Genomic DNA, 18807 nt, shown 5'->3' on the forward strand with positions numbered 1-18807 from the left:
CCTGCAACGATCTTTTGGCTTGAACAGTAGGGATCCGGGTGAAACAGACCAGCAGGGCGCAGAAAGTGTCGTTCTTTATTGCAATCCTCTCTTATATCGCCGCAATCGGCTCCCTTTTTGGGGCCATTTATTATGCTGCAGAGCTGGGTGGTGATCACCCGGTGGCGGCCAGTTTTGGGGCCGCAGTGGTCTTTTTCGTGGGGGCGGGGATTGTTTTGCACGTAATCGGTCGGGTCGATCTCCCCAATCTGAAAATAAAATCCACCCGGGAAAATGATGACGAATCCAAACTGAAATAATGGCGGATTCGGCCTCCCGGGCTGCGCGGTTGAGGCCGCCGCCGCGGATGGTCGGTTGCCGCACGCCCGGCGTTTCCAAAGTGTCCCTCCGCTGCCAAACGGATTTTTTTACCCCTTTAACTCCGATTATTCTCGCTGAGACGTCTAGAATTATACAGAACAGTAGCTTAAGCAGTTGGGTGCGGATAGATGAGTGTCGATGTCGCGCGGGAGAAGATGATGTTCACCATTGCCGGGGAGTGGCTGCGGCGCGGTTGGCATGATTTCAGACAGGCTGCGGTTCTCAATATGATCTTCGCCGCGCTTTTTCTGCTGATTGGGCTGGCCATCGGCACGCTGCTTCTGTACCGCGGCTTCAGTCTGGTCTATTTTATTGTCGCGGGCGGGTTTCTTATCGTTGTCCCCGGCCTGGTCGCCGTCTATTACCATCTGGCGGAAAGGATTCACGGCGGTAACAAGCCCGGCTTTGTCGATATTACCGAGGGATTCAGGCAATGCCCGGTCTCTGTTCTGGTGATCGGGCTGGTCTCGCTGGTGATCTATCTGATCTGGATAACCGATGCGCTCATCATCTATAGCGTTTACTTTGATTTTGTGTCGACGTCCCTGGCGGCTTATAAGGCCGACCCGGTACTGCGCACGGACGCCCTGGCATTTCTGTTGTTCGTCAGCTTCCTTGGCTTTGTACTCAGTTTCATCAGCTTTTGCGTGACGGCGTTTTCCATCCCCTACGCCTTTCAGAGGCGCTGCGGATTGGTGGACGCGGTTTCTTTCAGTGTCCGGATTGTGTCGCACAGCCCCCGGCTCATGTTGTTCTGGGCTGTCGTGTTGGGCGGTTTGACCTTTTTTACCGTATTGTTAGCCTTGCCGCTGCTGCTGGTGGTATTGCCGGTGCTCGCCTACGCCAATTACGCGACCTACAGCGATATGCGGCAACTGATGGGGCCTGAATGATGGCCTGCTTTTATTCAGCGCCCGGGAGAATTTGTGTCTGGATTTAAGTGACGTGGTTATCTTATTGTTTTATATTGAGACGTAAGAGTCTGTCGGACTTAACGCTGATCTACTGCGGAAAAGCCGGATTTGGCCATATTTTCCGATCTTTCTCGTTTAATAGGTCCACTATTGGCCTCGAAAGATCGAAAAATCTGTCTCATTCAATCGCCGGGAGCGATTGACGTGCCAACCCCGAAGGGGTGAAGCACAGGGATGTGCGGAACAAACCGGCTTTCCCTCGCTACGATCGGTCAAGCCCGACAGACTCCTAACATTTACCGGGCTTCTTACCGGCCCGGGGAAGTCGCTGGACCAACAGAGAAATGGGTTTGCATAAAATCCAAATAAAATAATGATCAGAAAGCCACTGTTATCTCTTCTGCTGTTGATTCCGTCAGCCTCGGCTTTTGCTCTGGGGCTGGGTGGTATCCAGGTTGACTCCGCCCTCAATGAGCCCCTGGATGCCAGGGTGAGGCTGATATCGGTCGAACAGATGGCGATCGACGACATCCGGGTGAGGCTGGCGGCGCCAAATGATTTTAAGCGGGCCGGCCTCGACCGGCCGTTGCTGCTGTCCAGGTTACGCTTCCAACCGGTTTTTCCAGAGGATGGCGACGCCTATATCCGGGTCAGCACGCGGGAGACCATCAGGGAGCCGTTTCTGGACTTCCTGCTGGAGATCAGCTGGCCGCAGGGAAGCCTGGTCCGCGAGTTCACCATACTGCTCGATCCGCCCACATATCAACCGCCGCGGGCGGAGTCTGTCGCGGCGCCACGGGCGCGGCCTCAACCGGCGCCAAGCCGTCCTTCACCCGCCGCCACCAGCTACGGTCCGGTGCAGCGGACCGATACGCTGTGGTTGATTGCCGGAAAGGTTCAGCCCGATGCGCGGTTCTCACGTAATCGGATCATGATCGCCCTGTTGAAGGCGAACCCAGAGGCGTTCCACAGAGGAAACATCAACCTGTTGAAGCGCGGTGCGTTGCTGACCATCCCCACGCCCGGGGAGATGGCGGCGGTTACGGAGGCGGAGGCGCGTGCGGCCGTCAGGCAACAGATGGCGGAGTGGCGCGAGGGGCGTCGCTCCGCAACCGCGGCATCCCGACCCGGGCCGGAGGAACCGCAACCCGTAGCGGAGCGGCAACCCGCGGCATCCGAAAGCCAGCCGGGCGCTGACCAGCCGGCCGTGTCCACACCTGCCGCAGTGGAGGAGCCGGCCACGCCCGCGGCGGCTGACCGGGAGCTGACCGCCGAGGAGCGGCAACGGCTTCGCGTGGTTGAGCCGGAGCGTAATTGGCAGGTCACCGAGAAGAGCGAAGCAGGCTATCCGGCACAGGAGAGCGACAAGCTGCGGGAAGCCATCAGGGATTCCGAACAGGAGCTGGTGGCCGTTCAGGAGATCAACAAGGACATCATCGAGCTGCGGGCGGCACTCGAATCCAAGGTGGATGCGCTGAAGAAGGCGCTGGCGGAGAAGGACGCCCAACTCGAAAACCTGCGCCAGCAGATTGCCCAGGCCGGTGGCACCGGGGGAAGTGTCAAACCGGAACCGGGTTCGGCCACGGATGCTACAGGCACGCTGGCTGTGGCGGCACCGCCCCAAGGCAATGTCGCGGTATCCGCCCCCGTCACGGAGATCTCCCCGCTTGCCGCCGGCTGGAAGAATGAGTACTGGATGATGCTGATGGGGGCGATTATCGTCATCCTCTCCACCTTGCTCCTGCTCAACCGGCGTGGACGACAGCGCGAGACCCGATTTGAAACGCCGGAGCTGTTCGAGATGTCCAGTGGGACCACCGCACCCGGTGAGAAGGGGTCTGCCCAACCGGCAGCGTGGGGTGACCAGCGGGCCGCCGCACCGATGACGCCGCTAAAGGAGCCACTGGATACCGCGCCTCAGGATGCCGAGGCGCTGCCTGAAACGCGCAATGATGTCGCTTCGGTGTTGATGGAGGCAGATATCTATCTGGCCTATCGCCGCTACAGTCAGGCCGAGTCCCTGGTGGAGGAGGCGATGGAACAGAATCCCGAGAGTCTGGAACTCAAGGCGAAACGTCTGGAGATCTATGCGTTCCGGCGTGACAAGAAGGCCTTCACCCAATACCTGGACCAGGTATATCCCGTGCTGATGCTCCAGGCACCGGAGCTATGGGAGAAAGTGGAGGAGATGGGCCGGCATCTGGTGCCGGAACATACGGCCTGGCAGTCGGACGCAACCACCGAGGTGATCCCACCGGTCGCCCCCGGGGAGTACCAGGAAGGGCTGGGTGAAGAGGCGGAGGAGGAGGAGCCTTCCGAGCTGGACCCGTTCGATATTGATATCGAGCTGGAGGATCTGGATATCTCCGGTGGGGAGAGTGAACCGGTCTCCTTTGATGACCTGATCAAGAAGGATTATCCGGCGGGGGAGGACGATATCCCCTCCATCGATATCGATGTTGACCTGGATTTCGATAATCTGGATGACTTACCGAAGGATAAGTAGGCATTCAAGGTAGAGTATTCAGGTCAGGGCGTTCAGCCACAGGTTTCCTGCAGGATCAGCCCATCGTGAATCCTGAGGCAGGAACCGCTCTGTTCATGCCAGTCCGCCAGCACATAACGTTGCGCCGGTTTACTATCCAGCTGAAACTCATGTAACGCCGGACGGTGGGTGTGGCCGTGTATCAGCTGCCTGACCCGGTGTTCGCGCATGTAGCGCTCGACCGTCTGCTGATTCACATCCATGATGTCAGCCGATTTAAGTGAGATCACTTCACCGCTGCGGCGGCGGTACTCGGCGGCTAGCTGGACACGCTCCTCGATGCTCCGGGAGAGGAAGTCGCGGATGAATTCGGGGCTGCGCAGCAGCAGCCGTGCCTGCTGATACTCCAGATCATCACTGCACAGCAGGTCACCGTGCATCAGCAGGGTCGGCTGCCCGCCCGGTTCCCCCACACCCAGCTCCACAACACAGGGGTCGGGCAACAGGCGAGCGCCGGTGGCCCGGGCAAAATCCTCTCCCAGCAGAAAATCCCGATTGCCGTGCATCACCGAGAGTCGACAGCCGCCGTCGCTCAGCTGGCGCAAAGCCCCGATCACCTCGGGTGCCGGCGGCAGGGTGTTGTCGTCGCCTATCCAGGCATCAAACAGATCGCCAAGGATATAGAGCGCGCCGGCACGGCAGGCCTGTTCCCGCAGAAAACGCAGGAACAGCTCCACGGTCCCGGGCCGTGCCTGGGACAGATGCAGGTCCGAGATGAGCAGGGTATCTTGCGGCATGGCGTCGTTCGCCTATTCGCCGATGATCGCCTCCTCGATGATCAGATCCTCCACCGGCACATCCTGATGCCCCATGCGCATGGTGGTGTCGACGCTTTTCATCTGGTTGACCACGTCCATGCCCTCGACCACCCGGGCGAAGACACAGTAGCCCCAGCCGTCTTGGCCCGGATAGTCAAGAAATTTGTTGTCCGCCACATTTATAAAGAACTGGGCGGAGGCGGAGTGGGGGTCCATGGTGCGTGCCATGGCAATGGAGCCGGTGACGTTGCTCAGGCCATTCTTGGCCTCGTTCTCGATTGGGGCGCGGGTGCTTTTCTCGGCCATTCCGGCCTCGAAGCCGCCGCCCTGGATCATGAAGTTGTTGATGACCCGGTGAAAAATGGTGCCGTTATAAAAACCGTCCCTGACATACTGGGCAAAGTTGGCGCTGGTGATCGGCGCCTTCTCCTCATCCAGTTCGATGACAATATCGCCGCGATTGGTTTTGAGAGTGATCATGTGCTGGCTTCCTGTGGTCTTTTAGTTGGAGAGTCGGGTGACGTTTTCAATCATGACATCCGTGACGGGCACATTCTGCATGCCCATCCTGTTGGCGGTGGCGACGTCGGCGATCCGGTCCACGGTGTCCATTCCCCGGGTGACCCGGCCAAAGACCGCATAACCCCAGCCATCGAAGCTGGGATAGTCCAGATTGTCATTGTCCTTATGGTTGATGAAGAACTGGGAAGTGGCGGAGTGCGGGGCATTGGTCCTGGCCATGGCGATGCTGCCGCGGGCGTTGGACAGCCCGTTCTTGGCCTCGTTGGTGATCGCGGCGTGGCCGCGCTTCTGGTCGAGGTCGGGGGTGAATCCACCGCCCTGGATCATGAAGCCGTTGATCACGCGATGGAAAATGGTGCCGTTGTAGAATCCTTCATCGACATAGCGAAGGAAATTCTCCACTGAGGCGGGCGCCTTGTCGCCGTCCAGTTCCAGTTCAATCTCGCCAAGATTGGTCTTCATCAGCACCCGGATGCTATCCGCACTGGCTTGAGAAGTGAAACCCAACAACATGACCAGCGGTAGCAGGAGCGAAAAAAGGCGTCTATTCATATTCAATGCTCGCGTAGTAGTGTGATTCAGGGGTCAATGATATAGGTTACCGGCCCCCGGAAAAACCCCCGCTTTGTTGCTCCCCTTTGTTGCCCGCACGCTTTCGTTTACTATGCGCGGTCTGGGAGCGGCAATCGGATTCTGTCCGCTGCCGGTTTGCCGTATCAAGATGAGCTGTCGGAGTCGTTATGCTGAAGATCTACAACGATCTTACCAACCAGAAACAGGCGTTTGTGCCTCTGGAACCCGGAAAAGTGAAAATGTATGTCTGTGGCATGACGGTCTACGATCTCTGTCATCTGGGGCACGCCCGGGTGATGGTGGTGTTTGACGTGGTCTATCGCTACCTGCAGGCGCAGGGTTACGACGTCACCTATATCCGCAACATTACCGATATTGATGACAAGATCATCAACCGCGCCAACGAAAATGGCGAGCCGATTGCCGCGCTGACGGAACGCTTCATCCAGGCGATGCACGAGGATGCCGCGGCACTGGGCGTGCTGGAGCCGGACAGCGAACCGCGGGCCACCGCCCACATTGCAGAAATCATCGCCATGATCGAACGGCTGCTGGCCAATGGCCACGCCTATGTGGCGACTAACGGCGATGTCTATTACGCGGTCGACAGCTTTCAGGGGTACGGCAAGCTGTCTGGCAAGACGCTGCAGGACCTGCAGGCGGGGGCCCGGGTCGAGGTGGGAGATCAGAAGCGCAATCCCCTCGATTTCGTGCTCTGGAAGGCCGCCAAGCCGGCGGAGCCGGCCTGGGACTCCCCCTGGGGCGCGGGGCGGCCCGGCTGGCATATCGAGTGCTCGGCCATGTCCACCTGCTGCCTGGGCGATACCTTCGATATCCATGGCGGCGGGGCGGACCTGACCTTCCCCCATCACGAGAACGAGATTGCCCAGTCCGAGGGGGCGACCGGCAAGCCGTTCGTCAACTACTGGATGCACAACGGTTTTGTGCGCATCAATGACGAGAAGATGTCCAAATCCCTGGGCAATTTCTTCACCGTACGGGAGATCCTGGCCCGCTACCAGGCGGAAGAGGTGCGCTACTTCATCCTCACCAGCCAGTACCGCAGTCCGCTCCACTACGATGACGAGCATCTGGACAACGCGCGCGGCGCCCTGACCCGTTTCTACACCGCTATGCGCGGCCTGCCGGTAGCCGAGCCGGCGGGCGGGGAGGCCTTCGCGGAGCGCTTCCTGGCGGCCATGGACGACGACTTCAACACCCCGGAGGCGCTGGCGGTGCTGTTCGAGCTGGTGCGGGAGATCAACCGGGTGCGCGCCGAGGATGAAGGCCGGGCCGCGGCCCTGGCCGGCGAACTGCGCCGCCTGGGCGGGGTGCTGGGTATCCTGCAGGATGACCCGGAACATTATCTGCGCGGCGGCGATGTCGACAGCGGACTCAGTGACGCGCGGATCGAGGAGTTGATCCAGCAGCGCCAGGACGCCAAGGCGGCGAAGAACTGGGCCGAGGCCGACCGCATTCGCGACCAGCTCAAGGAGCAGGGCGTGGTGCTGGAGGACAGCCCCCAGGGCACCACCTGGCGGCGCGGTTAGTCGACACCTGCCGGCCGCTCATCCGGCAGCCTGCCGGCCCAGTCGCGGGCAAACTGCAGTGCCACCCGGCCGCTGCGTGATCCGCGCATCAAGGCGAAACGCAACGCCTCCAGGCGGATCGTCTCATCGGCGGTTGTCGCGGCCCCCAAGCGAGTCAGCCAGTGATCGACAATGGTCAGGTACTGATCCTGGCTGAACGGGTAGAAGGAGAGCCAGAGGCCGAAGCGCTCGGATAGCGAGATCTTCTCCTCGACGCTCTCGCTCTGGTGAATCTCCCCCTCCACGATATGCACGTCCTGGTTCTCCTGCTTGAACTCCGGCAGCAGGTGGCGGCGATTGGAGGTGGCGTAGATCAGCACGTTTTCCGGCGGTGCCGAGATCGAGCCGTCGAGTATCGCCTTGAGGGATTTGTAGCTGGCGTCATCGGCCTCGAAGGAGAGGTCGTCACAATAGAGCAGGAAGCGTTCCGGCCGGTCCTGGATCAGCTCGACGATGGCCGGCAGGTCGATCAGGTCGTGTTTCTCCACCTCGATCAGGCGCAGTCCCCGGTCGGCGAATTCGTTCAGCAGTGCCTTGATCAGGGAGGACTTGCCGGTGCCGCGGGAGCCCCAGAGCAGGGTGTTGTTGGCGCTGCGACCCTCGACAAACTGGCGGGTGTTGCGGGTGATCTCCGCCTTGACCCGGTCCACACAGAGGATGTCGTCAAGCGCCACCCGATGCGGCCGGGCCACGGCCTGGAGTCCTTTGTCCCGCTGCCAGCGAAAGGCGATGCAACCCCAGTCCGGTTCCTGGACGCTGGGTGAAAAGACCCCCTCCAGGCGTTCGATCAGCTGTTGTGCCCGTTCAAGGAGCTGTTCTGTCTGGTTCATGGTGGTCGGTTGCCTGGATCAGGTCGCTGGTGCAGGGATCGGAGTCAAGCCGCGCACCAACGGTGATAAATATTGTCGAGATCAGGTAGCTTGACTCCGACCCCTGTGAGTCAGAAATATTATTCTCGAAAAGACGCCAAGAACGCAAAGAATCTACTGGTACGCTTTTCCTTTGCGCGCTTTGCGTCTTTGCGAGAGATTACTCAAAGCTGACACTACACTCCTTTCACGACTTGCCCCGGCCCCGGTGTCATCAACGGTTCAGCGGCTTGTACTTGATGCGGTGCGGCTGGTCCGCCTCGGCGCCGAGGCGCCGTTTCCGGTCGGCCTCGTAATCCGCATAGTTACCCTCGAACCAGGTGACGCTGGAATCCCCCTCGAAGGCGAGGATATGGGTGGCGATGCGGTCCAGGAACCAGCGGTCGTGCGAGATCACCACCACGCAGCCGGGGAAGGTGAGCAGCGCCTCTTCCAGGGCCCGCAGGGTCTCCACGTCCAGGTCGTTGGTCGGCTCGTCGAGCAGCAGTACATTGCCGCCCTGCTGCAAGGTCTTGGCCAGGTGCACGCGGTTGCGCTCGCCGCCGGAGAGATCGCCGATGCGTTTCTGCTGATCCGTGCCCTTGAAGTTGAAGCGGCTGGCATAGGCGCGGGAGTTGAGCTCGTAGCGGCCGATGGTGATGATGTCGGCGCCACCGGAGAGCTCTTCCCATACGGTGTGCTTATCATCCAGAGCCTCGCGCGACTGCTCCACGGAGGAGATCTTGACCGTCTCGCCGATGCGCAGTTCGCCGCCGTCCGGCTGCTCCTGGCCGGTCAGCAGGCGGAACAGAGTGGTCTTGCCGGCGCCGTTGGGGCCGATGATGCCGACAATGCCGCCCTTGGGCAGGGTGAAGGAGAGATCGCTGTAGAGCAGCTTGTTGCCGAACGCCTTGCTCAGCCCCTCAGCCTCGATCACCAGATCCCCCAGCCGTTCGCCGGGCGGGATATAGATCTCGTTGGTCTCATTGCGCTTCTGGAACTCCTGGCTCTGCAGTTCATCGAAGCGCTGCAGGCGCGCCTTGCTCTTGGCGTGGCGTCCCTTCGGGTTGGAGCGCACCCACTCCAGCTCGTGCTGCATGCTCTTGATGCGCGCCGCCTCCTGCTTCTGTTCCATCTCCAGGCGCTGCTCCTTCTGCTCCAGCCAGGAGCTGTAGTTGCCTTCCCAGGGGATGCCGTAGCCGCGGTCCAGCTCCAGAATCCAGCCGGCCACATTGTCCAGGAAGTAGCGGTCATGGGTGACCGCCACCACGGTGCCGGGGTAATCGTGCAGGAAGCGCTCCAGCCAGGCCACCGACTCCGCATCCAGGTGGTTGGTCGGCTCGTCCAGCAACAACATGTCCGGCTTGGAGAGCAGCAGCTTGCACAGCGCTACGCGGCGTCGTTCACCGCCCGAGAGCTTGGTGACATCCGCGTCCCAGGGGGGCAGGCGCAGCGCGTCGGCAGCGATCTCCAGGGTGCGCTCCAGGTTGTGGCCGTCCTTCGCATTGATCAGATCCTCCAGCCTGGCCTGCCTGGTGGCCAGGGCATCGAAATCCGCATCCGGTTCGGCATAGGCGGCGTAGACCTGGTCCAGTTCGGCCAGTGCCTCGACCACGTCAGCCAGCGCCTCCTCCACGTTGCCGCGCACATCCTTGGCCGGATCGAGCTGCGGCTCCTGCGGCAGGTACCCGACATGGATGCCCGGCTGCGGCCGTGCCTCGCCCTCGATATCGCTATCGATCCCGGCCATGATGCGCAGCAGGGTCGATTTGCCGGCACCGTTCAGGCCCAGTACGCCGATCTTGGCGCCCGGGAAGAAGGAGAGGGAGATGTCGCGGAGGATTACCCGTTTCGGCGGTACCACCTTGCCGACGCGATTCATTGTATAGATGTACTGGGCCATAATGTTTCTTTTGGTTGAGACTGAGAGGGGTTTGCCGGCGCTTGTTGATCCGTTTCGGGCAGCGGGCCGGTTTACCGGGAGTTATAAATCGGCGTCTATTGTGGCACATCTGGCGGCTCTCCTCATCTGCCTTTCCGCGGATCCCGGAACCTGCTGAGATTATGGGTAACCAAACCGATATGCTCTGCTTTATAATGCCGCCACGACAAGCAGCGGCTAAACACGGGATTGATAATGCAAAAGATGGGAATGGCGGGATTGGTACTTCTGGCGACCGCTGGCCTGGCCGGCTGTTCGCCCCATCCCGGTGCCGGCAACTGGGAGGCGGTCGATACTGCCGCGACGCCCTTTGCCAAGCTGCTGGTCCACTTCGAGGGCCGGGCCGAACTCTTTGATGCCGCCAGCGGCGCGGAGAGTCACCACTGTTTCTGGGGCGCGAAAAATGACGGCGAGATTCAGCTGGACTGCACCACGCCGGAGGATACCGAGACCCGGATCCGTTTCAACCTGCGGGTAGAGGGGGACGGCACGGCGCAGCTGTTCAGGGATGAGGCATTGATCGGCCGTTTCCGCCGGACCCCGGAGGGCTGAGCCCACGAGGTAGCCACGGGGTTGCCATGAGATTGGAGGTGGCGGGGCGACCTCCCTGTCGCCCGGGTGGGTTCACTCCACAAGCTTCAGTTCGGTAATGGGGCCGCTGTTCTTGCGGTCGACCTTGTTGTAGAGGTCATACAGCGCCGCCTGCAGCGCCTCTTCGATCACCGGATGGTAGAACGGCATACGCAGCAGATCCCCGACGGTCAGCTGCTGCTGGATAGCCCAGGCCAGCAGATGGGCCAGGTTCTCACCCTTGGCGCAGATCATCTCGCTGCCCAGCAGCCGGCCGCTGGCCTTGTCGGCATAGACCCGGATCAGGCCCTTGTTCTTGCCCATGATCAGGGCGCGACCCACCGGGGCCATATTGACCTCGCCGATGGCGCTCTGTTCCGGGTCCAGTTCGGACCAGCGCCGGCCGACGTGACAGATATTGGGGTCGACAAAGTTGATGGCCAGCGGGGTCTTGCGCTGAAACGCCTGGACCCGGTCGCTGCAGGCATTGTGGCCGGCAATCCGCCCCTCGTCGCCGGCCTCGTGCAGCAGCGGCCGTTCGGCATCCACATCGCCGGCCAGGAAGACATGGCTGTCGCCGATTTGCATGGTCTGGGGATTATAGGTGGGGATGGCATTCACCCCCAGGTCGATGCCGGCGTTCTCGATCTGCAGGTTGTCCAGGTTGGGGCGCCGCCCCAGGCTGGCCAGTACCTTGTCCACCAGCACCGAGTGCTCGCCGGCGCTGACCCGCAACTTGTCGCCCTCTTCGCTGATCTCCGCGGCGTGACCAAGGTGGAGCGGAAAATCCCGCCCGATGATCTCGATGGCCGCCTTGGCCACCGCCGGATCATCCAGTCCGCCAACGCTTTCGAGCTGATCGAAGCCGTTGGTTTCCACCCCCAGGCGGGCCATGGACTGGCCAATCTCCAGGCCGATGACGCCGAGCCCGATCACCGCCAGTGATGCCGGCAGTTCTTCCAGCTCGAACAGGCTGTCGGTGGTCAGGATACGTTCGCTGAAGGCCTGCCACGGCTTGGGTATGATGGGACGCGAACCGGTGGCGATGATGATCTTCTCCGCCCGAACGCGGATGTCGTTCACCTCCAGCAGATGGGGTTCGAGGAAGCGGGCATAGCCCTCGATGAACAGCTCCTCACCCATATGCGCCGTGCTGTTGCTGACGACCCGGTCGACAAAGGTGTCGCGCAGGTCCTGTACGTGGCCCATCGCCTCCTCGCCGTCCAGGGTGAGGGCCTTGTGGCCCTCCACCCCGTAACGTCCGAGGATGCCGCAGCGGTGGAAATCCTCGGCGATCTGGATCAGTACCTTGGAGGGCATGCAGCCGACCCGGGCGCAGGTGGTGCCCTGCGCGCCGCCGTTGATCAGCACGAAACTTTTTCCCGAGGCCTTGACCCGGCCCAGGGCGTAGAGTCCGGCACTGCCGGAGCCGATAATGGCGACATCAACGTTTCTCTCTTCCACTGTAATACGCTCCCGTGATTCGCTGGCGGGTCTCTGCCCGTTGTGAAATTCGCCCCCATTGTAAACACTGGGGCGCAGATTCAAAGCCTTTCAGTTTACGGGGTTGGGTAGAGGTCTTGCCGGTGGCAGGGCAGGGTACCCGGTCGGGACGCTGGTCTACGCGGCATAAGTCCATCTCTGGCAAAGCCGCTCCCGGCCATCCCTGGCCTCCGCGGCATAAGTCCATCCCTGGACAAAAAAACCGGGCGGAGTTGCCCCCGCCCGGTCCCGTTAGCGCCCGGTTTTCCGGCTATCCAGTCAGGCCTGCTGCCCCGCCATGAACAACCAGGTGTCGATCACGGTGTCCGGATTCAGCGAGACGCTGCTGATCCCCTGTTCCAGCAGCCACTTGGCCAGGTCCGGGTGATCCGAGGGGCCCTGGCCGCAGATACCCACGTACTTGCCCTTGGCCCGGCAGGTGGAGATGGCCATGCTGAGCATCTTCATCACCGCCGGGTCACGCTCGTCAAAGCCGTCGGCGATCAGGCTGGAGTCCCGATCCAGGCCCAGGGTGAGCTGGGTCATGTCGTTGGAGCCGATGGAGAAGCCGTCGAAATACTCCAGGAACTCCTCGGCCAGCACGGCGTTGGAGGGGAGCTCGCACATCATGATCAGGCGCAGGCCGTGCTCGCCCCGCTTCAGGCCGTTGGCCTCCAGCGCCTCGACCACCCCTTTCGCCTCGCTCAGGGTGCGCACGAACGGGATCATGATCTCCACATTGGTGAAGCCCATCACCTCGCGCACATATTTCAGTGCCTTGCACTCCATCTCCCAGCACGGGGCGAAGCTCTTGGAGATGTAGCGGGAGGCGCCACGGAAGCCGATCATCGGGTTCTCCTCATCCGGCTCGTAGCGGGTACCGCCGATCAGGTTGGCATACTCATTGGACTTGAAGTCGGACATGCGCACGATCACCGGGCCGGGGAAGGCCGCGGCCAGGGTGGAGACGCCCTCGACGATCTTGCTGATGTAGAAGTCGGTCGGGCTCTTGTAGGCGGCGACGCGCGGCCCGATCTCGGCCTTCAGGTCATCCGGCAGGTTGTCATACTCCAGCAGCGCCTGGGGATGGATGCCGATCATGTTGCTGATGATGAACTCCAGCCGGGCCAGGCCGATACCTGCGTTGGGAATGCTGGCAAAGTCAAAGGCGCGGTCGGGGTTACCCACGTTCATCATGATCTTGGTGGGGATCTCCGGCATGGCGTCCAGTTCGATGGTCTTGTACTCGAAATCGAGCTTGCCTTCGTAGATGAAGCCGGTGTCCCCCTCGGCACAGGAGACGGTCACCTCCTGTCCATTGTGGATATGCTGAGTAGCGTCATTACAGCCCACCACCGCCGGCACGCCCAGCTCGCGGGCGATAATGGCGGCATGGCAGGTGCGCCCGCCGCGGTTGGTGACGATGGCGGCGGCCCGCTTCATGATCGGCTCCCAGTCCGGATCGGTCATGTCGGTCACCAGCACGTCGCCCGGCTGCACATGGTCCATATCGTTCAGGCTCATCACCACTTTGGCGGTACCGGCACCGATGCGCGAGCCGATGGAGCGTCCCTCGGTCAGCACCTTGCCCTTGGCCTTCAGTTCATAACGCTCCATGATGTTGCCACTGCGGCTCTGCACGGTCTCGGGCCGGGCCTGGACGATGTACAACCGGCCATCGATACCGTCCCGGGCCCATTCGATATCCATGGGACGCTGATAGTGTTTCTCGATTGTGACGGCCTGGCGCGCCAGCTCCTCGGCCTCGGCATCGGTGATGGAGAACAGGTGCCGCGCGGCCTCGTCCACATCGACGATCTTGACCGGGCTGTTGCCACCGGGGTTGTAGACCATCTTGATCGCCTTGCCGCCGACATTACGCCGCACCACCGCCGGCCGTCCGGCTGCCAGGGTGGGCTTGTGGACATAGAATTCGTCCGGATTGACCGCCCCCTGCACCACCATCTCGCCCAGGCCGTAGCTGGAGGTGACGAAGACCGCGTCGCGGAAGCCGGACTCGGTGTCCAGGGTGAACATCACACCGGAGGCACCGATGTCGGAACGGATCATCTTCTGCACGCCGGCGGAGAGGGCGACCAGCGAATGTTCAAATCCCTGGTGCTCGCGATAGGCGATGGCCCGGTCATTGAACAGCGAGGCGAACACCTCGTGGATCTGTTTTTTGATATTGTCCAGGCCGGAGACGTTGAGGAAGGTCTCCTGCTGGCCGGCGAACGAGGCGTCCGGCAGATCCTCGGCGGTGGCCGAGGAGCGCACCGCCCAGGTCACCTCCTCACCATACTCCTCGATCAGCGCGACATAGGCCTCGTCGATGGCCTGATTCAGGGCCGCCTGGAAGGGGGTCTCCATGATCCACTGGCGGATCCGGGCGCCGGTCTCGGCCAGCGCCCGCACATTGTCCACATCCAGTTTGTCCAGGGCTTCGTTGATGCGATCGGCCAGGCCGTCGGTGGCGAGGTATTCCCGATAGGCAAAGGCAGTCGTGGCAAAACCACCCGGTACCTGTACCCCAAGATTGGACAGGTTCTGGATCATTTCGCCCAGGGAGGCATTTTTGCCGCCGACGTGTTCGACGTCATCCATCCCCAGTTCGCTCAGCCATTGGACATAGTTGTTCATGATCTTCCTCGGTAAATTGCAGCAAATATAAAATCTTAAAGCGTTGTCCCGCGCCGGCTGATCTCCCTGACCCAGACCAGTTCACAGGCGCCGTTTCCGGTGTCGTCCCGTGTCAGGGAGCTTACCCATTGCCAGCCGTCCGCTGCATCGGCACGGATCAGATAGCCCGCCAAATGGATAATATCGCCCTCGCGCAGGTTTTTTAACTCGGCCTCGGCCTGTTTGTCGGCCGGCACCATATGCATATTTGCCGAGTGGCGGGAGATGGCCTGTTGCGGGATCGGCAATCTCTCGGCGGACCAGTGATAGAAGCGGCCACTCTGACGGATTGAAAGCTGGGAGAGTACAGCGCTGTCGGACATCGGACCCCAGCCCAGAGCCAGGTCAACAGGTGAAAGGTCCGACTCCCTACCCAGGGTGTAGCGCTCGATGCCCAGTATCCTGGCCTCCAGACTGAACTCCGCCAGCGGCGTCACCCGGTAGCCGTTGTGGGTAAAGGGGCTGGTGTTGTCGGGGTCGCGCTGACTCGGTGCGTTTTTGACCAGTACCCCCGGATCATATTCTATGGAGCGAGAGGTGTAGGTCGCATAGGCGCCATAGGCGATGACAACGACGAAGAGCAGACGCTTGAACATGGCAGTCGTGATCCGGCCTGTGTGTCGGGCGCAGGGCCGCTCTTCAGTAGTTGGCGCCAGGGCGTCGATCTGTGGTTGGTATTTGGCTATACACAGTATCGGAACGCTACTCGCTTCAGGTGGGGTTGAAGTGTACGGATTTTGTCATATTTTGCAAACAAAATGGGGGTGAGGAGGCGATTGGGCGCTACCCTGGCAAGGAAGCGGAATAGCGCATGCGGAATTTTGCCCGCCGCCTTTCCAATTCGCCCGGCCAGCTTGAAATTCACCGGTTGACCCTCACCTTCTGTCGATGGCCGATTACCCTGCGGAATTTAGGGGGTTAGGGCCAAAACCGAGAACATCGATCCACTTGAAATACGAGCTACTTGAAATTTTATTGGAGGCGGCAACACCATGACAGTCGATGCGCATAAAGAGACATTGGAGTTTCAGGCGGAAGTGAGCCAGGTTCTCAACCTGGTGATTCGCTCGCTGTACAGTAATAAGGAGATATTCCTGCGGGAATTGATTTCCAATGCGTCCGATGCCGCGGAGAAGCTCCGGTTCGAGGCCCTGACGGACGATGCGCTCTATGAGGAGGACCCCAATCTGCGCATCCGGGTCTCTATGGACAAGGAGCGCCGCACCGTCACTATCGAGGACAACGGCATCGGCATGAGCCGTCAGGAGGTGACCGAGACCATCGGCACCATCGCCAGTTCCGGCACCAAGAAGTTTCTGGAGGCGCTGGGCGGCAAGGGGGATGACTCGGGGGCCAGCCAGAGCCAGCTGATCGGTCAGTTCGGTGTGGGTTTCTACTCCGCATTCATTGTCGCCGACAAGGTGACCCTGGAGACCCGCCGGGCCGGCTTGGGGGCGGAGCACGGGGTGCGCTGGGAGTCTACCGGCGAGGGTGCGTACAGTATCGAAACCATCGAAAAGCCGGGTCGCGGCACCTCCATCACCCTGCACCTCAACGAAGAGGAGGGCGAGTTCCTGGAGGGCTACCGCCTGCGCAGCATCATCAGTAAATTCTCCGACCACATCTCCATACCGATCGAGATGCTCAAGGAGCATTTCGCTACGGACGAGGAGGAGAAGGCGCCGGAACCCGAGTGGGAGCAGGTCAACAAGGGTACCGCGCTGTGGATGCGCAACAAGGCGGATGTCACCCAGGAGGAATATAACGAATTCTACAAGCACATCGCCCACGATTTCGAGGAGCCGCTGGACCAGGTGCATAACCGGGTCGAGGGCAAGAACGAGTACACCTCGCTGCTCTACATCCCCGGCCGGGCGCCCTTCGATCTCTGGGAGCGCGACCAGAAGCACGGGGTGAAGCTGTATGTGCGCCGGGTCTTCATCATGGATGAGGCGGAGAAACTGATGCCGCACTACCTGCGTTTCGTGAAGGGGGTGGTCGATTCCGATGACCTGCCGCTGAATGTCTCCCGCGAACTGCTGCAGCATGACAAGAAGATCGACAGTATCCGCACCGCCAGCACCAAACGGGTCCTCGGTCTGTTGGAGAAGATGGCCAGGGATGACGCGGAGAAGTACCAGAAGTTCTGGAAGGAGTTCGGCCGGGTGATGAAGGAGGGGCCGGCGGAGGATTTCGCCAACAAGGAAAAAATCGCCGGTCTGCTGCGTTTTGCCACCACCAAGTCGGAGGGCAAGGAGGAGACGGTCTCCCTGGACCAGTATCTGGAGCGGCTGCAGGAGAAGCAGGAAAAAATCTACTACATCACCGCCGACAGTTATGCCGCGGCCCGCCACAGCCCGCACCTGGAGGTGTTCAACACCAAGGGTGTGGAGGTGTTGCTGCTCACCGACCGGGTCGATGAGTGGCTGGTCTCCCACCTCAACGAGTACAAGGGCAAGCCGCTGCAGTCGGTGGCCAAGGGCCAGCTGGATCTCGGCGACATGGAGGACAAGGAGGCCCTGGAGAAGGAGGCCGAGGAGCACAAGGGGCTGCTGGATCGGGTGAAGGCGGCACTGGGGGACGATGTGAAAGAAGTACGTGTCAGCAGTCGTCTGACCGAGTCGCCTGCCTGCCTGGTGGCCGACGAGCATGATATGGGGGCCAACCTGCAACGGGTGCTGAAACAGCTGGGACAGGACGCCCCCCAGACCAAGCCGATCCTGGAGCTGAACCTGAAGCATCCGCTGGTGGAGAAAATGGACCGGGAGCCGGACGAGGAGCGTTTTGCCGATCTCTCCCGGGTGTTGCTGGATCAGGCAACCCTGGCCGAGGGCGGGCAGTTGGAGGACCCGGCCGCCTTTGTTCACCGGCTCAACAAGCTGATGCTGAGCCTGTCGGCCTGAGCCGATACCGTCCAGCGAACAAAAACCCGCCACGGCTCAGACGTGGCGGGTTTTTTTATTCAGGGATGGACTCGGGGCTCGCGTAAAAATTAAGTTCCGCTATTCGGTCCCTGGACTCAGCCGCCGGCGTTACCCTTTTTGGCAAGGGAACAGGTTTGTCCATGGAGGGCCGGGAGTGGATTTATTGTGTGATATTTAACTATTTGGTAGGGTTGTCACGCTTATGTGCGGTTGCAACATAAGTCTTTTATATTCATATATTTGCATACTCGAATGGTGATTGGGGGTGGCCTGTGTCAGACTCCCGCCATTCAAAAATGATTATTATCCAGAACCAAGGAGTATTTGAATGCGAGTGATTCTGCTAGGAGGCCCCGGCGCGGGCAAAGGTACCCAGGCCAACTACATCAAGGAACGGTACAATATTCCGCAGATCTCGACCGGCGACATGCTGCGCGCCCATGTCAAGGCGGGGACCGAACTGGGTAAGGCGGCCAAGATGATCATGGATGAAGGGGGGCTGGTCTCAGACGATATCATCATGGGGATGGTGAAACAGCGGATCACCGATGCCGATTGCGCAAACGGCTTCCTGTTCGACGGCTTTCCACGCACCATTCCCCAGGCTGAAGCATTGCGAGATGCCGGGGTCCTGGTGGATGCGGTCGTCGAGATCGATGTCCCCGATGAAGAGATTATCAAGCGTATGTCCGGCCGTCGCGTGCACCTGGCCTCCGGTCGTACCTACCATGTCACCTTCAACCCACCCAAGGAGCAGGGCAAGGATGATGTCACCGGTGAGCCACTGATCCAGCGGGATGACGATCAGGAAGAGACCGTCAAGGCGCGCCTCAAGGTCTACCATGATCAGACCGAGCCGCTGATCGATTTCTACTCCAGCTGGGCCGCCAGCGGCCAGAGCGGGGCGCCGGTACATCACAAGATTGCCGGCGTCGGCAGTGTGGACCAGATTCGCGACAACATCTTTGCCGCCCTGGATTAAGAGCTCGCGCAAAAATAAGTTTCGGTATTCGGTCGCAACTGGACCCCACTGGCGGCGTTACGCTTTTTGGCAAGGGAACGGCCATTGCCTGCAAAGCGTGCCTTGCCAGCGTGGCCCAG

At 60.8% G+C, this 18807-nt stretch carries 15 protein-coding genes; 7 read left to right on the forward strand and 8 right to left on the reverse strand.

Translation table 11 applies throughout. The features are described from left to right. The first annotated feature begins 38 nt into the window (after positions 1-38). The 3 genes from O9K64_RS04030 (at position 39) to O9K64_RS04040 (ending at position 3780) form a co-directional block, all read left to right on the forward strand. Positions 39-299 (forward strand): hemerythrin family protein, encoded by a 261-nt coding sequence (locus tag O9K64_RS04030; protein ID WP_275096798.1) that lies wholly within the window; start codon positions 39-41, stop codon positions 297-299. A gap of 189 nt (positions 300-488) precedes the next feature. Beyond that, positions 489-1253, forward strand: a complete 765-nt coding sequence (locus tag O9K64_RS04035) for a DUF2189 domain-containing protein (protein ID WP_275096799.1) — start codon at positions 489-491, stop codon at positions 1251-1253. Positions 1254-1647: 394 nt separating this feature from the next. Next, positions 1648-3780, forward strand: a complete 2133-nt coding sequence (locus tag O9K64_RS04040; RefSeq protein WP_275096800.1) for a FimV family protein — start codon at positions 1648-1650, stop codon at positions 3778-3780. Between the two features lie 32 nt (positions 3781-3812). On the opposite strand, the gene O9K64_RS04045 is transcribed toward O9K64_RS04040, so the two are convergent. From O9K64_RS04045 to O9K64_RS04055, 3 genes are read right to left on the reverse strand one after another with little or no spacing between them, the layout of a single operon-like run. Continuing rightward, positions 3813-4556 carry a UDP-2,3-diacylglucosamine diphosphatase gene (locus O9K64_RS04045; protein ID WP_275096801.1) on the reverse strand — a complete coding sequence of 248 codons (744 nt, stop codon included), beginning with the start codon at positions 4554-4556 and terminating at the stop codon, positions 3813-3815. Positions 4557-4568: 12 nt separating this feature from the next. Next, positions 4569-5057: a peptidylprolyl isomerase gene (locus O9K64_RS04050; RefSeq protein ID WP_275096802.1), complete on the reverse strand. Its 489-nt coding sequence runs from the start codon at positions 5055-5057 to the stop codon at positions 4569-4571. Positions 5058-5078: 21 nt separating this feature from the next. After that, positions 5079-5612: a peptidylprolyl isomerase gene (locus O9K64_RS04055; protein ID WP_275096825.1), complete on the reverse strand. Its 534-nt coding sequence runs from the start codon at positions 5610-5612 to the stop codon at positions 5079-5081. 227 nt (positions 5613-5839) lie between these two features. Here O9K64_RS04055 and cysS point away from each other — a divergent pair, with 227 nt between their 5' ends. Next, a complete protein-coding gene (gene cysS, locus O9K64_RS04060) occupies positions 5840-7222 on the forward strand; it encodes a cysteine--tRNA ligase (RefSeq protein WP_275096803.1) in 1383 nt (460 codons plus the stop codon). Here the strand turns inward: cysS and O9K64_RS04065 are convergent. Together O9K64_RS04065 and ettA are read right to left on the reverse strand one after the other, a co-directional pair. After that, on the reverse strand, positions 7219-8091 hold the full coding sequence (locus O9K64_RS04065) for an ATP-binding protein (RefSeq protein WP_275096804.1): 873 nt from the start codon (positions 8089-8091) through the stop codon (positions 7219-7221). The genes cysS and O9K64_RS04065 overlap by 4 nt on opposite strands. Before the next feature lie 253 nt (positions 8092-8344). Next, positions 8345-10012: an energy-dependent translational throttle protein EttA gene (gene ettA, locus O9K64_RS04070; protein ID WP_275096805.1), complete on the reverse strand. Its 1668-nt coding sequence runs from the start codon at positions 10010-10012 to the stop codon at positions 8345-8347. Between the two features lie 234 nt (positions 10013-10246). Here ettA and O9K64_RS04075 point away from each other — a divergent pair, with 234 nt between their 5' ends. Continuing rightward, positions 10247-10603, forward strand: a complete 357-nt coding sequence (locus O9K64_RS04075; protein ID WP_275096806.1) for a hypothetical protein — start codon at positions 10247-10249, stop codon at positions 10601-10603. Between the two features lie 72 nt (positions 10604-10675). Here O9K64_RS04075 and O9K64_RS04080 read toward each other — a convergent pair whose 3' ends face one another. From O9K64_RS04080 to O9K64_RS04090, 3 genes are all read right to left on the reverse strand, one after another. Continuing rightward, positions 10676-12085: a dihydrolipoyl dehydrogenase gene (locus O9K64_RS04080; protein WP_275096807.1), complete on the reverse strand. Its 1410-nt coding sequence runs from the start codon at positions 12083-12085 to the stop codon at positions 10676-10678. A gap of 297 nt (positions 12086-12382) precedes the next feature. Continuing rightward, on the reverse strand, positions 12383-14743 hold the full coding sequence (gene ppsA / locus O9K64_RS04085) for a phosphoenolpyruvate synthase (RefSeq protein WP_275096808.1): 2361 nt from the start codon (positions 14741-14743) through the stop codon (positions 12383-12385). Positions 14744-14778: 35 nt separating this feature from the next. After that, positions 14779-15378: a hypothetical protein gene (locus tag O9K64_RS04090; RefSeq protein ID WP_275096809.1), complete on the reverse strand. Its 600-nt coding sequence runs from the start codon at positions 15376-15378 to the stop codon at positions 14779-14781. Between the two features lie 396 nt (positions 15379-15774). Between O9K64_RS04090 and htpG the strand changes: the two genes are divergently transcribed. Next, positions 15775-17685 carry a molecular chaperone HtpG gene (gene htpG, locus O9K64_RS04095; RefSeq protein ID WP_275096810.1) on the forward strand — a complete coding sequence of 637 codons (1911 nt, stop codon included), beginning with the start codon at positions 15775-15777 and terminating at the stop codon, positions 17683-17685. A gap of 349 nt (positions 17686-18034) precedes the next feature. Continuing rightward, positions 18035-18688 (forward strand): adenylate kinase, encoded by a 654-nt coding sequence (gene adk / locus O9K64_RS04100; RefSeq protein WP_275096811.1) that lies wholly within the window; start codon positions 18035-18037, stop codon positions 18686-18688. The last annotated feature ends 119 nt before the right edge of the window (positions 18689-18807 follow it).

The sequence above is a fragment of the Sedimenticola hydrogenitrophicus genome (genome assembly GCF_029017505.1).
Classification (GTDB): Bacteria; Pseudomonadota; Gammaproteobacteria; order Chromatiales; family Chromatiaceae; genus Sedimenticola; species Sedimenticola hydrogenitrophicus_A.